The organism is Acidimicrobiia bacterium, assembly GCA_029210695.1.
Classification (GTDB): Bacteria; Actinomycetota; Acidimicrobiia; order Spongiisociales; family JAHEDJ01; genus JAHEDJ01.
This window is the reverse complement of record JARGFH010000033.1, coordinates 26,645-42,107: the sequence shown is the minus strand read 5'-3', so window position 1 is coordinate 42,107 and position 15,463 is coordinate 26,645. Positions and strand designations below refer to the sequence as shown.

General features: G+C 65.7%; 16 protein-coding genes and 1 tRNA gene. 12 read left to right on the top strand and 5 right to left on the bottom strand.

The features are described from left to right. The coding region (locus P1T08_11635) for a hypothetical protein (protein MDF1596721.1) at positions 1–293 on the bottom strand (293 nt) is incomplete at its 3' end. Between the two features lie 131 nt (positions 294–424). Next, a complete protein-coding gene (locus tag P1T08_11630; GenBank protein MDF1596720.1) occupies positions 425–1,066 on the bottom strand; it encodes a cation diffusion facilitator family transporter in 642 nt (213 codons plus the stop codon). A 167-nt stretch (positions 1,067–1,233) separates the two neighbouring features. Here P1T08_11630 and P1T08_11625 point away from each other — a divergent pair, with 167 nt between their 5' ends. Together P1T08_11625 and rsmI are read left to right on the top strand one after the other, a co-directional pair. Next, entirely contained in the window at positions 1,234–2,517 is a 1,284-nt protein-coding gene (locus tag P1T08_11625) for a hypothetical protein (GenBank protein MDF1596719.1), read from the top strand. Further along, the gene (gene rsmI / locus P1T08_11620) at positions 2,514–3,344 is read left to right on the top strand and encodes a 16S rRNA (cytidine(1402)-2'-O)-methyltransferase (protein ID MDF1596718.1); all 831 of its coding nucleotides are present in this window, start codon (positions 2,514–2,516) and stop codon (positions 3,342–3,344) included. The genes P1T08_11625 and rsmI overlap by 4 nt, the downstream gene beginning before the upstream one ends. 24 nt (positions 3,345–3,368) lie before the next feature. On the opposite strand, the gene P1T08_11615 is transcribed toward rsmI, so the two are convergent. Continuing rightward, positions 3,369–3,590 carry an AbrB/MazE/SpoVT family DNA-binding domain-containing protein gene (locus tag P1T08_11615; GenBank protein ID MDF1596717.1) on the bottom strand — a complete coding sequence of 74 codons (222 nt, stop codon included), beginning with the start codon at positions 3,588–3,590 and terminating at the stop codon, positions 3,369–3,371. Between the two features lie 139 nt (positions 3,591–3,729). Between P1T08_11615 and P1T08_11610 the strand changes: the two genes are divergently transcribed. The 7 genes from P1T08_11610 (at position 3,730) to P1T08_11580 (ending at position 9,226) form a co-directional block, all read left to right on the top strand. Then, complete coding sequence (locus P1T08_11610) at positions 3,730–4,482, top strand: TatD family hydrolase (protein ID MDF1596716.1); 753 nt, start codon at positions 3,730–3,732, stop codon at positions 4,480–4,482. Continuing rightward, on the top strand, positions 4,479–5,291 hold the full coding sequence (gene rsmA / locus P1T08_11605; GenBank protein ID MDF1596715.1) for a 16S rRNA (adenine(1518)-N(6)/adenine(1519)-N(6))-dimethyltransferase RsmA: 813 nt from the start codon (positions 4,479–4,481) through the stop codon (positions 5,289–5,291). Before P1T08_11610 ends, rsmA begins: the two co-directional genes overlap by 4 nt. Further along, positions 5,288–6,127, top strand: a complete 840-nt coding sequence (gene ispE / locus P1T08_11600; GenBank protein MDF1596714.1) for a 4-(cytidine 5'-diphospho)-2-C-methyl-D-erythritol kinase — start codon at positions 5,288–5,290, stop codon at positions 6,125–6,127. The genes rsmA and ispE overlap by 4 nt, the downstream gene beginning before the upstream one ends. 38 nt (positions 6,128–6,165) lie before the next feature. Then, a tRNA-Gln gene (locus tag P1T08_11595) sits at positions 6,166–6,237 on the top strand. A gap of 19 nt (positions 6,238–6,256) precedes the next feature. Then, positions 6,257–7,648: a bifunctional UDP-N-acetylglucosamine diphosphorylase/glucosamine-1-phosphate N-acetyltransferase GlmU gene (gene glmU, locus P1T08_11590; GenBank protein MDF1596713.1), complete on the top strand. Its 1,392-nt coding sequence runs from the start codon at positions 6,257–6,259 to the stop codon at positions 7,646–7,648. Position 7,649: 1 nt separating this feature from the next. Next, positions 7,650–8,621, top strand: coding sequence for a ribose-phosphate pyrophosphokinase (locus P1T08_11585; protein ID MDF1596712.1), 972 nt, complete (start codon positions 7,650–7,652; stop codon positions 8,619–8,621). 200 nt (positions 8,622–8,821) lie between these two features. Further along, positions 8,822–9,226: a YjbQ family protein gene (locus P1T08_11580; protein MDF1596711.1), complete on the top strand. Its 405-nt coding sequence runs from the start codon at positions 8,822–8,824 to the stop codon at positions 9,224–9,226. Here the strand turns inward: P1T08_11580 and P1T08_11575 are convergent. Then, positions 9,207–9,965, bottom strand: coding sequence for a hypothetical protein (locus P1T08_11575; protein ID MDF1596710.1), 759 nt, complete (start codon positions 9,963–9,965; stop codon positions 9,207–9,209). The genes P1T08_11580 and P1T08_11575 overlap by 20 nt on opposite strands. A gap of 65 nt (positions 9,966–10,030) precedes the next feature. After that, positions 10,031–10,792 carry a LysM peptidoglycan-binding domain-containing protein gene (locus P1T08_11570; GenBank protein MDF1596709.1) on the bottom strand — a complete coding sequence of 254 codons (762 nt, stop codon included), beginning with the start codon at positions 10,790–10,792 and terminating at the stop codon, positions 10,031–10,033. A 112-nt stretch (positions 10,793–10,904) separates the two neighbouring features. On the opposite strand from P1T08_11570, the gene P1T08_11565 reads away from it, so the two are divergent. From P1T08_11565 to P1T08_11555, 3 genes are read left to right on the top strand one after another with little or no spacing between them, the layout of a single operon-like run. Beyond that, positions 10,905–11,183: a hypothetical protein gene (locus P1T08_11565; GenBank protein ID MDF1596708.1), complete on the top strand. Its 279-nt coding sequence runs from the start codon at positions 10,905–10,907 to the stop codon at positions 11,181–11,183. Next, a complete protein-coding gene (locus P1T08_11560) occupies positions 11,183–11,476 on the top strand; it encodes a hypothetical protein (GenBank protein MDF1596707.1) in 294 nt (97 codons plus the stop codon). Before P1T08_11565 ends, P1T08_11560 begins: the two co-directional genes overlap by 1 nt. Beyond that, a complete protein-coding gene (locus P1T08_11555) occupies positions 11,466–15,443 on the top strand; it encodes an FtsK/SpoIIIE domain-containing protein (protein ID MDF1596706.1) in 3,978 nt (1,325 codons plus the stop codon). The genes P1T08_11560 and P1T08_11555 overlap by 11 nt, the downstream gene beginning before the upstream one ends. The last annotated feature ends 20 nt before the right edge of the window (positions 15,444–15,463 follow it).

Here is a 15,463-nt window from a genome sequence, read left to right as displayed (position 1 = left end):
ACCTGCGCGGTGTGGGCAGTAGCGATACCCAGATCGATCCCCACCAGCCTCCGATAGGCCACCTCATTCATGACCGTCTCCTCCTTCTGCACGAGCTTCTCCGACTTTCGGCCGCTCCTGGCAGAAGACACAAAACGCCACGGTCCCACGTTCCTCAGCCACGACACCACGCCGCGGATCCCACACATGTGCTGCAACTGGGGCCGAACTCGCCGGTCCGCCCCACTTCCCTCAATCGGGTCACCCGTGACGGGCCCGGCAAAGGCAAACAGACCAACGAGGCTCCCCGCCATCGAGCGGATCCCTCAGTGCGGTCAAAGGCGCCTCCACCCGGACCAGCCAGGATGCATCATGCACCCAGGACCCGGCAGTGATCAGCCACCGAAGTCACTTACATGTGCGGTGAATCCGGTGTGGTGTTGGGTTAACTCTGGTGGTGGGCGGTTCCGTCGTGGGCGTCGGCCTGGCCGTGGGGATCGACATGGATGAGTGCAGTGATCGGGAAGCTAAACCGATGATGTAGTGCGTGCTCGACATCGTGGGCGGTGTCGTGCCCCGCTTTGACCGTCACGGTGGCGTCGACCGAGATCGCGGCAGCGATGCGGAGCTGATGGCCGTGCCAGCGAACCCGCAGATCTGCTACATCCTCTACGCCGGCCACTGCGCGGATGGTCGCCTCGACCTCATCGACGATCTCCGGCTCAATCCCGTCTAGCACTCGACGCGTCATGCGCTTCGCCGATCTAGCCATCAGCCACAGGATGGCACCAGCAACGACGAAACCGGCGGCCGGATCGACCCACGCCGCGCCAAAGGCGGCCCCGATCCCAGCGGCAACCACCGCCAGGGAAGTCAACGCGTCGGTTCGGGCATGGCGACCATCGGTAATCAATGCCTCAGAGCCGATCGCGGTTCCCACTCTGATGCGATAGCGGGCGACGAGCTCATTTCCCAGCGCCCCGACGAAACCGGCTGTGATGACCCACGGGACGTTTAGCCATCTGATCTTTGTCAACGACCACGATTCCGGGCTGATCAAAGGCAACTCGACGATTACCAATGTCAAAGTATCCGAAGGCGGGTAGGTCGGTCACGCTGAAAGTGAGGTTTTCCAGGAGGAAGTGCCCGGCTCCCCCAGCTGGGCACTTCCGCGCCCGGAGTCAACCGGCCGGTGGCTCGGGGCCGCTGCCCGGCCATGATCTCAAACAGACATGCGGTGGCTAACCTCCCGGCGTGTTCCGTGTTCGCGCCGCCGCCGTTGTTCTCCTCGTGGTCACCGCCTCTTGTAGCGGCGCCGGGGTGTCCACCACATTGCCGCCGGACGCTCCGCTCTCAACCTCGACCACTTCCACCATTGCGCCGGACCCGTTGCTGCTGGCCATCGAGGACTTGACCGCGGTGACCGAAGATATCCGCCAACTCCAGTTCGTGGCACCTCCAAACGTCGTCCTCGTCACCGAAGCGGAACTGGCCGAACGGGTGCGCACGTTGATCGAAGACGAACTCGACCCGAACGAGACCCGTCGGGATGAACTGCTGCTCGTCGCCCTCGGCCTGATCGGGGCGGCTACGGACCTGGCCGATCTGTACACCGACCTCTACTCGGAGCAGGTCGCCGGGTTCTACGACGGAGAGACCGGTGAACTGGTCGTGCCGTTCGGCGACGGTGCGCTGTCGCAGTTGCAGCGGCTGACCCTGGTCCACGAACTCACCCATGCGCTCACCGACCAGCATTTCGGCTTTGCCGATCTCATCATCGACCTCGACGAGGCACAGAGGTTCGAAGAAATGGCGGCGTTCACGGCAGTGATTGAGGGAGACGCCACCCTCACCGAGACGTTGTATCTCGGTTCGCGCTCCCGGGACGATCAACTCGAAGTACTCGATGCCGCCATGGAGATCGAGACCGGAGTGTTCGACCGGACTCCCCGCTTCATCCAGGAACTCCTGCTGTTCCCCTACACCACCGGGTCGGATTTCGTCACGGCCGTGTGGGAGGTGGACGGATTCGAGGCCGTCAACGACCTCTATTCAGCGGCGCCGACCACAACCGAGCAGATCTACCACCCGGCCGACTTCATGGTCGGTGAGCCACCCAAGGAGGTGGAGACGGACAACTTCGTCCCGGCGGGGTACGGCATCTCCGAGACTTCGGTGTGGGGTCAGGCGGCATTCCGAGCGATGTTCGGTCAGGCACTCGACGATCAGACGGCCACTGCGGCCGCCGTCGGGTGGGGTGGCGACGAATATCGCCTGTTGTGGGATGGCGGTGGTGAGATCGTGTTCGATCTGGCCTACGTTGCCGACTCGTCGGTCGACGCAACAGAGATGTTCGAGACTCTGGTGGCGTTCGTCGTTCAGCAGATCGCCGGCGAGGTCGTTGACACCGACGACGGGTACCTCGAGGTGGCCGGTGAGGATTTCGCAGTCGTCCGCCTCGACGGGCCGACCATTCGATTCGTTGTTGCGACCGACCCAGAGGTTGGGGAAGGCTTCGTGGAGCAGTTGTTGCCATGAGCGGCGTGTTGGTTCTATGCGCCACCCCGATCGGGAATCTCGGCGACATGTCGCAACGGCTGATCGAAACACTTTGTTCCGCCGATGTCGTATTCGCCGAAGACACCCGCAGATCCCGGGTGCTCCTCGACGCGGCCGGGGCTGCCGTACCGATGCGGTCCTACTTCGCCGGCAATGAAACCAGTCGCCGGGATGAACTGGTGGACCGGCTCACCCGGGGAGAGACGGTGGCGCTCCTCACCGACGCAGGAATGCCGGGCATCTCCGACCCAGGCCTCTCGGCGGTGCGAGTGGCGGTGGAAGTCGGTGCACTGGTCACCGCCATTCCCGGACCCAGCGCAGCCACGATGGCCGTTGCCCTGAGTGGTTTGCCCTCGGAGCGGTTCGTATTCGAAGGGTTCTTGCCGCGCAAGGGCGCCGAGCGCCGCCGGCGCCTCGAGGCACTCGCCGGCGAGGAGCGGACGACGGTGTTGTTTGTCGCACCGTCCCGGCTGGCGGCGGATCTGGAAGATCTCGCGGCTGCGCTGGGCGCCGAACGGCCGATGGCGGTGCTGCGAGAGCTGACCAAACTGCACGAGGAGGTCTGGCGCGGCAGCCTCGGTGACGGCCTGGGCGAATGGTCGGCGCGGGAGGCCAGGGGCGAATTCACGATCGTGATCGGCGGGGCGACCGCGCCGGTTCCATCATTGGAAGAAGCAACGCGCATCGCCCGAGGGCTCATCGAGGCCGGGATGTCGTCGGCCGACGCAGCCCGGCGCGCCGCCGACGAAACGGGAGTGGCCCGACGTCTCATTTACGAGGCCGTTCACTCAGCGGAGAGCCGCTAGCGGACCTGACTGGTTGAGGATTCGCTAGGCGATTTCGCTCCGGCAGGTCGCGCAGAGGCCTTTGCCCTTGAACGCGCTGACGTCTTCGGTCGAACCGCAAAACGTGCACGTCGCTTCGAGTTTCTTGATGACGATGCTGTCACCGTCGACGGCGATTGTCAGGTAGTCGCCTTCTCGAATCTTGAAGAGCCGCCGGGTTTCGGCCGGGATGACGATGCGGCCGAGGTCATCGATTTTCCGGGTCATGCCTGTATCCATGGCACCTCACGATTGGTGTGGTGGCCGTCGCACCCTGCGCGGCGGCCGAGTCTTCCCCTCTCGGGGAAGTGTAGCCGACCACATGGCGGAGGCTTCCAACTTCTTCTGCACCACTACGCTCCCGTTGATGACATACCGTTGGGTTGACACCCACTGTCACCTGCAACTTGGCTCGCAGCCGGTGAGCGATCTGCTCGAACGCGCCGCCGAGGTGGCGTGGATCGTAGTTCCGGGAATCGACCTCGCTTCCACGGCCGCAGCCGAACACCTCGTCGAGCAGTATCCGGAGCGGCTCCTGTTCACGGCTGGTCTGCATCCCCACGACGCAGGCAAATGGCCGGAGGAGCGCGCCGGTCTCGCCGCCTTCTTCGAGAGGGCGGCGGCGGTGGGGGAGATCGGGCTCGACTTCTATCGGGATCTCTCGCCCCGTGACCAGCAGATACAGGCGTTTCGCGATCAGATCCGGGTGGGGCTCGAACTCGGAAAGCCGCTCGTCGTCCATGTTCGCGATGCGTTCAAGGAAGCGTTCCAGATAATCGACGAACTGGCGGCGGGGCGCCAGACCGTGCTGCATTGCTGGACGGGCGGACCGAAGTGGACGAAACGATTCATGGAACTGGGTGTGACCTTCTCGTTTGCCGGGCCGATCGCCTTTGAAACCGGTGACACGGTGCGCAGGGCCGCGGCCGTCGTCCCACCCGGCCGGGCACTGGTCGAGACCGACACTCCCTACCTCTCACCGCCCCCATTCCGCCACGAGGACAACGAGCCGGCCCGGGTTGCCCTGGTCGGGGCGGCCCTGGCGAAGGTATGGGGTCTCGAGGTCGACGAGGTGGCGCGCATCACCTCCACCACGGCTGCCGGGATCTTCAGGCCGTGACGGAACCACAAGGGCGGCGCGAAATGCGAGACCTGCTCGACAAACACGGTCTCTCGCCCAGGACCACGCTCGGACAGCACTTCCTCGCCGACCCCAACATCGTGCGGCGCATCGTTCGGCTGAGCGGGGTTGATGCCACCTCCAACGTGCTCGAGGTGGGAGCAGGAACCGGGACGCTCACTCGCGGGCTGGCCGCCACCGGCGCCCGGGTGGTCGCCTATGAGGTGGATTACCATCTGCGGCCGCTGCTCGAGGAATCGGTCGGCGACCTATCCAACGTGGAGATCCGGATGGAGGACGCTCGTAGCCTCGACGTTGCCGGTCTCGATGGGGAGTGGACGCTCGTGGCCAACCTCCCGTATCACGTCGGGACCCCGCTGGTCCTCGATTTCCTCCGCTTTGCACCGGCGATCCATACGTTCGTGGTGATGGTCCAGCGGGAAGTGGCCGACCGGATGACGGCGAATCCCGGCGGCAAGCAGTACGGCCTGCCAACGGTCGTTGTCAACCTGTACGCCGGCATCAAGATGGAGTTTACGGTCCCTCCTCACGTGTTTGTTCCTGCACCGCAGGTGGCCTCCGCAGTTATCCGAATCCAACGTCGGGATGAGGTCGACGAGCAAGCGGAGCGGGCCATCGAGTTGGCGGCGGCGGGGTTCTCGCAGCGCAGGAAGATGCTCAGGTCATCGTTGAAGGGAGCGGTGGACGATCCGATCGTCGCCTGTGAGGCCGCCGGAATTGATCCGACACAGCGCGCAGAGTCGTTGTCCACCGGGGACTGGCTGGCCCTGGCCAGGGTCTCCTCGTGAAGATCGAAACACCTGCCAAGGTCAACCTCAGCCTGCGGGTCCGCAGCCGTGCTGAGAGTGGCTATCACCCTTTGTTGTCGGTCGTCCAGGCGATCGAGCCGCTCGACACGCTGTTCTTCGAACCTGCCGACGATGACCTGCTCGACATCAGAGGCATTCGGCTACAGGTCGACGATGACAACCTCATATGGAAGGCAGTGCGGGCCGCAGTGCCCGACCGCAAGCGCGGCCTTCACATCAAGCTCGTCAAAGAAATCCCGACCGCGGCCGGCCTCGGCGGCGGCAGCTCCGATGCGGCGGCTGCCTTGCTGGCGATGGCGGCCCTCTTCACGGTCGAGGATCCGGCCGCGCTGGCGGCGGGAATCGGGGCCGACGTGCCGTTCTTCCTCGCCGGCGGGTTGGCGCGCATGGAGGGATACGGGGAGATCCTGACGGCCCTCACCCCGGCGGGCGGCTATCACCTGGCGCTGGTGGTTCCGCCGTTCGACCTGTCGACACCGGCCGTATACGACACATGGGATCGACTCGAACAACCACGGGGCTTCATGGTGGCCGGATCTGATCTGCCTCCGTCGTTGCGACCCCTCGGGCCGTTCGTGAACGATCTCTATCCGGCCGCGGTAGCGCTGGCTCCGCAGCTCGATGATTGGCGGGCCGAGCTGGCCGGACGCTGGAGCAGGCCGGTGCTGATGTCGGGGAGCGGGCCGTCGTTGTTCGGCTTCTTCGGCTCTGAAGAAGAGGCGCGTGAGGCTGTAGATCTCGTCCCGCCGGGTTCCCGATACGCCGGAGCGGCGGCCCCACTCCGCCACGGAGCCCGCCTGGTCGACGACGGGTAACATGACCCTGCCGTTAGCCGCCTCGGCGGCACTGCCCATGGGGGGTGGTGTAACTGGCAGCACGACGGGTTTTGGTCCCGTTAGTACGGGTTCGATTCCTGTCCCCCCAGCGAAAAGGAGGAAGCGCGCATGGGCGTGAGGGTGGCGATCTTGGCCGCCGGGCAAGGTACCCGGATGAAGTCGAGCCTTCCCAAAGTCATGCACCGGGTGGCCGGTCGCACGATGGTGGGGTGGGTCCTCGACGCCGTCGACGGCATCGGAGCCGACCACGTGACCGTGGTGGTTGCGCCGGACGCCGCCGAATTGCGCGCTTCCCTTCCCGTAACGGTTACCAGCTGTGTGCAAGATGAGCAGTTGGGAACCGGACACGCCACCCAGGTGGCGATCGACCATTTCGGCGATGTCGACGGCGAAGCAGTGCTCGTGCTGCCCGGCGACACGCCGCTGCTACGCACGGAAACCCTTCGGGAACTCCTGGACGTCCATCAGAAGGACCGACCGGCCGTTTCGATGTTGACCATGCGCCTTGCTGATCCGTCCGGGTACGGACGGGTGCTGCGAGAAGCCGGCGGCAACGTCACCGGGATCGTTGAGCATCGGGATGCCACCGCCGAGGAGTTGACCGTCGATGAAGTCAACTCCGGCATCTACGTTTTCGACGGAGCGAGTCTGACCCAGGCCCTCGGCAAGCTCGACCGCGACAACGCCCAGGGCGAGTACTACCTGCCGGACGTGCTGGCCCTGTTGGCCGCAGAGCACCTGCCCATCCGTGCTGTGCAAGTGGATCCGGTGGAGCTCTCAGGAGTCAACAGCCAGGCGCAACTGGCCGAAGTTGCGGCGTTGATGCGCCAGCGCATCAACGAGGGGTGGATGGACTCCGGCGTCTGGATGGCCGATCCCCGGCAGGTGTTCATCGACGCCACCGTTCAACTCGAAGCCGGAGTCAGGTTGTACCCCGGTGTCCATCTGGAGGGGGTTACCCGGGTGGGCGCCGGCGCACAGATCGGGCCGGACACCTACATCCAGGACGGCACGGTCGGACCGGGCGCCCATGTTTGGTACGCCGTCGTGCGCCAGGCCGAGATCGGCGCCGAGGCCGAAGTGGGACCCTACGTTTCGCTGCGGCCGGGAACCCTGTTGGGACCTCGCTCGAAGGCCGGCACTTTCGTCGAGATGAAGAACGCCGTCATCGGCGAGGGGTCGAAGGTTCCTCACCTCTCCTATATGGGTGACGTGGAAGTGGGCGTCGGCGCCAACGTCGGGGCAGGCACCATCACCGTGAACTACGACGGATACGACAAGCATCGCACCGTCATCAAAGACGGAGCCAGGGTCGGATCGGACACCATGCTGATTGCGCCGGTGACCATCGGTGAGGGCGCCTTCACCGCAGCCGGATCGGTCATCAGCAGCGACGTTGCCGACGGAGCCCTCGCCATCGAGCGCTCGCAGCAGAAGGAGATCCCGGGCTACGCTGACCGGCGGCGGGAAAGACACCGTCGCAAGCTCGAGGAGGGCTGATATGGAGGTCGTGAGCCGCAAACGGCTCATGCTGTTCACCGGGAGCGCCAATCCTGCCCTGGCAGAGGAGGTGGCCGAACTCCTCGGTGTGCGGCTGGGTGGCCTGGAACGGTTGGTGTTCGCCAACGGCGAGATCTATGTGCGGCCCACGGACAGCGTGCGCGGCACCGACTGCTTCATCCTGCAAAGCCACAGCGATCCGATCAACTTCCACATCATGGAGCAGTTGATCGCCATCGACGCCCTGAAGAGGGCGTCCGCCCGCCGGGTCACCGCGGTGGTGCCGTACTTCGGGTACTCCAGGCAAGACAAGAAGGTGCGGCCGCGTGAGTCCATCGCCGCCCGGCTGATGGGCGACATGTTCATGACCGCCGGGGCCAACCGGATCGCCTCCGTCGACCTCCATACCGGCCAGATCCAGGGGTTCATTCACAAACCGTTCGACCATCTCACCGCCCTCCCGGTCTTCACCGATTACCTGCGCGACCGACTCAAGGGCCCGACGACGGTCGTATCTCCCGACGCCGGCGGCGTGAAACGGGCCGAGAAATACGCAAGACAACTCGACGCCTATGTGGCCTTCATTCACAAGCGTCGCGAAGCCGACCTGCACAACGAATCCGAAGCGCTGGCAGTGATCGGCAAGGTCGAAGGTCGCCACGCCATCATTGTCGACGACATCATCGACACGGCCGGAACCGCCGTGAACGCGGTGAAGTTACTGAAGAGCAAGGGAGCGCTCAGCGTTTCGATCGCCGCTACCCACGGCATACTCTCCGGACCGGCCGTCGATCGGATCATGCACAGCGACATCGAGGAACTGGTGATCAGCAACACGATCCCGGCTCCGCCCGGCATCGAGTCCCTCGACAAAGTCCGTGTGCTCTCCATCGCCCCACTCCTGGCCGAGGCGATCCAGGCCATCTTCATGGAGAGTTCGGTCTCTCAGATCTTCCTGGGGGACAATCTGTAGTCGCTCCGGCAAGCCGGAGCGACGGTTCTAGTGGTCTGTCTGCTATTTGATGACCGGGGTAGGCAGTGCCACGAACCCTGCCACAGCGGGGATCGTCCGGCAGGAGACCAAGTCACCAAATCCGCGACGGACCACTAGGTTTTAGGCTTTAGGTTCTAGGTTTTCGCCCGGGCTAACGGCTAGACCGAGGGGGTCGCAGCTTGGATTCAGTTGTTCTCACAATTCACACCGGGGGACGCCGCGGTGCGTTTGATATCACCAGCGAGGTCTCAGAGTTCGCCGCCGGCCGCGGGGACGGACTCGTCTCGGTGTTCGTGCCGCACGCCACCGCCGGGGTAGCGATCATCGAGTCGGGAGCCGGCAGCGATCGTGATGTCATAGACGCCGTTGACGGTGTCCTGCCCCGCGACGACCGGTGGCGCCACCGCCACGGCTCGCCCGGCCACGGCGCCGATCACGTAATGCCTGCCTTCATTGCACCCAGCATCACCATTCCCGTTCTGGGCGGGATGCCGGCGCTGGGGGCCTGGCAGTCGGTCATGCTCATTGATCCCAACCAGGACAACGCGGAGCGGCGGATTCGCCTCAGCTGGATTCCCGGCTGAGGTCGACCACCTGCCACACACCGGCGACTCTCGCCAGCGGTACCTCTACCCGGAGCGTGTGCCCGCCGCCGGTGGTCACCGCAACGCCTGCCACGGCGGTATCCGCTTCCAGATGGAGGGTGAGGAGTTCCACGCCAGCGAACCCTCCTGCCGGCGCACTACCACCGATGGGAGCCGATCCGGTCAGATACCAGTCGAGATAAGCGGCCACAGCCTCCGCCGTGCCATCGTCCGACGGGGGCGCCTCCAGCGCGGGCGCCGGTACCGCGGCGACGGTCGGTGCCGCAATCGGAGCGGGGAGCCCGTCGGCCAGCAATCCGGCTCCGGGCCTGTCGATCACCCGGATCGCGAAGTGCCTGGGGTGCGACGGCGCAAATCCGCGCTCCGTTTGCTCGAGGACCTCTGCCCGGACTTCGACGGTCCAGCCCTCTTCGTGCGGGAAGAATCCCCGGACGGACACATTGGTCACGTAGAAGGCTCCTGGGCGCATGCCGATCAGCGATGGGGAGTAGCCGAGGAAGGGGGCGAGCGTCTCTTCGGATTCCTCTCCTGCCGCCGACAGATAGGTGTGCACGAAGCCCTCGGCGAACCCGGCCACGACGAGGGGTGGTGTGGCCGGGTTCGTCTGCCTCGGGACGATGACTGCCACCAGGAGGACGACTCCTGCCGTGATCGCAACACCGGACACAACCGCCGTCCGCTTCCAGGCGCTCTCCGGGCGCGAGCGCGCAGCAGGCACAGGGGCAGCAGGCGGTGGTGCAGGTGGAGGTTGCCGGTATTCCGGTTCAGGAGACCGTACGCCGATCACGGCGCCACCGGGGGAATCACCAGCACCTCTCCGGGGTAGATGAGGTCCGGGTCGCCTGAGATGAGCCTGTCACGGTTGGCAGCAATCAGCTCGACCCAGTACGTCGCAGTGGCGGCATCCGAGGGCGGGGTACCGGTGGTGAGGCGCAGTCGATGTTCGGCGATGGACCACAGGCTCTCCCCGACCTCCACCGCGTGGGTTTCGGATCCGTCGAACAACAGGTTGGCGGGGAGGGAGTCAACCGGTTCATGGTCGAGGAGATCAGTGGATGGATTCCCGGCCGGCGGTGGCGCTGCCGGGAGGGAGGCCCACGGCGGGACCACTGTCTGTGCATCGACGACCGGTTCCTCCGGCACGCCGGCCGGGGTCGGAATGTAAATCTGTTCGACGGGCGGCGGAACGGTCTGGACCATCGCCTGGGCCGGAGTGACGAGCGTGCCGACGGTCAGGCCGACCGCCAGGGTCCGGTCGACGAGACGGCGAACAACCGGGAGCGTTGCCCACTGCACCGCCCGAAGGGCGGCCTGAAGGTCCACCAGACGTGCACATACATACAGCACCGTCGACGCGAGCAGCCAGTACGCCAGCGTCAGGGTGAGGTAGCGAAGGCCTGAGGCGACGGCGTCGTCGAGGCGGGTGGTCGGGGCCGGCAGGTCCGTCCACCGGATACCGAATCCCGGCCTGGAACCGAGTCTGTGGAGTGCGCTGATTGCGAACCCTTCGAAGGCCAGGAGCGCCGCGAGTTTTCTATGCATCATGAGATGATGATATCTCTACCTAAAGCCGCTCGTCAACTCTTGACATATCTTATCTATCACTATACGGTGACGAGAAGCGCCACCAAGGTGCTGATCGAGAAAGGGATGCGATATGGCAACGTTTGTTGGGGGCAACCTCGAGCAGTTGGTGACACTCACCACCACCTTTTCCAGAGAGGCCGACCAGGTCGAGCGGCTGAACCGATCGATCGACGCAAATCTGGCGCAGACGCAGTGGACGGGTCTCGTCGCCGACGAGTTCCGGCGGCGATGGCACGAGGAGTTCCAGCCGATGCTGGTCAACCTCCAGGAGGCACTGCTCGAAGCGTCGCATGTCGTCGCCGCCCGGCGGGACGCCATCGATCAGGCAACCAACCTCTACGGGGCCTGATGGCCGGGGCGGACTCGCTCGAGTTGGCCGCCGCACGCTTGCGGGTGGAGTCGAATCGTCTCGAAGACGCGATCGCTTCGTATCTGGAACCGTCCCTGTTGCAGCTGCCCGAGGTGTGGATCGGGCCGGCCGCAGATCAGCTGGAGAGGGACCTGCTGAGCCACCGGTTGGTCCTGCGCGGTGTCGCCCGGGGGTTGCGCGCCGGGGCGAGCCGGCTCGAATGGGAGGCTGCCGGGATCCGGGCCGCGGCGGCCGCAGGCGCCGGCCTTGAAGGAGTAGCCGGTGCGCTTTGAGGTCGATGGACGTGCTTTCGACGTCGACGTTGCACCGGATGCTCCACTAGGGACGGTCGCCGCCCTGGTGAACGGAGAGGGTGACCTCCTCGTCGAGGGTTTGCGCATCGATCCGGCGCTTGCGATCGGCGCGATGTGGGACGGGTCCCGGCTGGATCGTGGCGGGGAGGCCGATGGGCAAGAGGCAGTGATCGGGAAGACCGGCGTGGTCGAACTCGTCGGGCAATCGGGAATCGATGCCGGGGGCCGCTGGCGTCTCGCCCCTGGTGGATACGACCTCACCCGACGAGGCGGGCCGCAGGTGTTCGTAGATGACCGGGGCATGGTCACCGTTCACCGTGTGGATGGGTCAGATGATGTGTACCAGGTTGGAGTGGGGCAGACGTTCCGCGCCGGCGGGACGAGGTGGCTGATCAAGGCGCCGGGGTCAATAGAGCGACGGGTTGAGCCTGTACGCGGACGCCGCTCCTTCAACCGCCCACCTCGGCAACTCGCCAAGTCGCCGGAGCAAGCTATCGATGTCCCGGCTGCCCCTGCAGAACCGGCCGCCCGGGCTCGAATGGGATGGGCCATGCTGGCCGGCCCGGCCCTGATGGGAGCGATCATGGCGTTGGTCTTCCGGCCGATCATGGCGGTGATTGCGCTGGTTGGTCCGTTGATGATGACGATTGCGCTGGTTGAGGACCGCCTGCGCCTCCGAAAGGGCCGCCGCCGGAACGCGGCGGCATGGGCCGCCGATCTCGCCGTATTCGATGATGCGCTCGAACGGGCCGCCCGAAACGAGATCGAGCGGCGGTTTGACCGCCATCCGTGCGTCCCCGACCTTGTGCGAGGCGCGATAGAAATGGAACCTGTTCTCTGGGAACGCCGCCGCCACCATCCCGACTATTTGCGGCTGTCGATCGGCATGGGACGGACCTGGTGGGAGCCCCCCGTTCGGTCTCCATCCGGCGGCGACCCGACGGTGGAAGCAGTGATCGAACGGCGATCGCTACTCCCGAACGGACCGGTGGAGGTCGGACTGGAGGCCGGGACCATGATTGGAGTCGCCGGCGACCGACCGGGAGCCCTGGCGATGGTGCGGGCTCTTCTTCTGCGACTGGTGACGCACCACGGTCCGGCCGACGTTCGCCTGGCGATCATCACGGGCACCACGACCGATTGGGAATGGTGCTCGTGGCTACCGCACACCAGGCTGGATGGCTCCTCGGGGCGCTACCGCCTCGGTGCGGACCCGGACGACATCGAATCAGTCATGGCAAGCCTCACCCAGGCAAGCGAGGCTGACCTGGTTGTGGTGTTCGATGGCGGAGGAATGGATCCACAGCTCCGCGCCCGGCTGGCGGCGCTCGTTGATGATGGGACGGTCTCGGCAGTGGTAGTTGAGGCTGCGCCGGTGGAGCTTCCCGGGTCGTGCGAAACAGTGGTGACGATCTCCGGAGCCTTCGGCGTGCTCACACATCCTGCCGGCGGCGGAACGAAGGTCGAGTTTGCTATCGACGGCGTGCAGCCGGACGTGGCCGGACTGGTCGCCCGACAACTGTACGCGCTGGACGACCCGGAAGAAGCATCCGAGGGTGGACGCCTCCCGGCCGGGGTCACGATGCAAGCACTCGTCGGTCTTCCGGTGGACACTCCGGAAGTGATCGCCCGGTGGACCGATCCGCCGGAAGGCCTTCTTGCCGCTCTTGGTCTGACCGAGAACGGCCTGATGGCTCTCGACCTCGTTGCGGACGGGCCGCACGGGCTGATCGCCGGGACAACGGGTTCCGGGAAGAGCGAGTTGCTCCGTTCTCTGATCACATCGCTGGCCATGAACTACGGACCTGATCGCGTGACCTTCGCCCTCATCGATTACAAGGGCGGCAGCGCCTTCGACGCCTGCGCGGCCCTCCCGCACGTCCTCGGACTGGTTACCGATCTCGACCGCCGGCTCGGGAAACGGGCCCTCCAGAGTCTCGAGGCCGAACTGCGACATCGCGAGGAAGTCCTGCGCGCTGCCGGGGCAGAGGACGTCGATTCGTATCATCGCCTGGGCGAAGCCGCGCCTTTGCCGCGTCTCGTCGTCATCGTCGATGAGTTCGCCGCCCTGGCCGGGGACATCCCGGAGTTCGTTCCATCGCTCGTCGACATCGCCCGTCGAGGACGCTCGCTCGGTGTGCATCTGATCCTGGCGACGCAGCGTCCCGCCGGCGTCGTTGGTGATGCAATCCGCGCCAACACCAACCTGCGCGTGGCGCTGCGGGTGCAGACGGTCGCAGACTCGCGTGACGTGATCGACGATCCGGTGGCTGCCCGACTTCCCCGCCGGTTCCCTGGTCGCGGAGTGCTGCGTCTCGGCCCGGGCGAGTTGGTGCCCTTCCAGACGGCCAGGATCAGCGGAGGTGATCGTCCGGGCGCCGGCGATCTTCCCATCGCCGTTCCGGTCCGGTTCGGCTGGGAACCGGTGGCGGTTGCGCAGGAGCAGGAGCTCGCCTCATCACCGAGCGAACTCGAACGGTTTTCGGCGTTGGCGTCGGCAGCGGTCCGCGTGCTTGGATGGCAACCGCCACGAGCACCGTGGGCTCCGCCGCTCCCCGACGCGCTCGAGCTGGGAGGGTCGGATCGGGGCACCGGAGTGTTCGGCCTGGTCGATGAACCCGATCGGCAACGAGTCGGTGACCTCGTCTGGAACCCCGGCGACGGTGGTTTGCTCTCCTTTGGAGTCGAGGGCTCGGGTGCGTCGGATGCCATCGTGTCCTGCGCCTTCGCGCTCGCGCTCGCCACCGACCCGGGCGGGCTGCACATCTACGGCCTGGATGGTGGGGGAGGGTCGCTCGCCGACCTCGAGGAATGGCCTCACGTTGGGGGGATCGCCCGCATTGCCGATCGCGAGCGGGTGGTCCGGGTTGTCAGGCGACTGGATAGCCTGCTCGAGGATCGACGTCGGGGAGGGGCGCGCCAAAGCATGGTCCTCGTGATTGTGGAACGGCTGGGGATCGTGCTGAGCGCCTTCGATGGTCCCGGCGACCTCGACATACGTGAAGCCTTGATCAGAGTGATGGTGGAGGGCCCCGCCTTCGGGATCTTCCCCTTCGTATCGGCGTTGCGTCCCGGGGCGGTTCCGTCTGCCGTTGCCTCCTCGATCGGGCCGCGATTGTGTTTCCGCCTCGCCGATCCAGTCGAGTACGCGGCTGCCGGTGTGACACCGCGCGACGTTCCGGACCTGGTGCGAGGGCGCGGTTTCGATGCGGCCGGCCGGATGGTCCAGGTCGGACGGCCATCGCCGGCGGAAACCCGCCGGCTTCTGGACATGCAGCCGAACGGTACTCCTCCGGAACGAATCGGTATCTTGCCCCACCGGGTTCCCCTCGAAGCCCTGTCGCACCACCCGGGCGCAGCCGGCGAGGGCAGATTCCTGCCGGTGGGACTCGGCGATCGCGACCTGGCCCCGATCGGGTTTCGAATGCATGCCGGCGATCACGTGCTGGTCGCCGGTCCGGCCAGAAGTGGAAGAACGACGGCACTTGCCTCGATGGCTCGTCTGGCGGCAACCGCTGATCCCGACCTGGAGGTTGTCGCCTTGGCCGGGCCGGGATCGATGCTCTGTGAGGTGGCCGGAACCTGCTGCGGGTCCGTCGATGAGCTCCTGGAAGCCGTGCGCGACCGGTCGGAACCAACCCTGGTTGTCATCGACGATGCCGAACGGATCGAGCATCCGGAGCTGAACGCCCTCCTCACCCGGCCTCGAGACGAGTTCTACGTGATCGCGGCCGGAAGAGCAGACGCGCTACGGGGCCTCTATCAACATTGGACCAGGGACATCCGCCGCTGCCGGCTGGGGGTGTCGTTGCGACCCGACCCCGATCTGGACGGAGAGTTGTGGCAGACGCGTTTCCCACGTCGGGGTCCATCTTTCCACCTCCCGGGGCGCGGTTATCTGGTGCAGGGGGGAGATATCGAGGTCGTGCAGGTGGCTACTTCCTGAGTGCCGGACGGTACGATGGT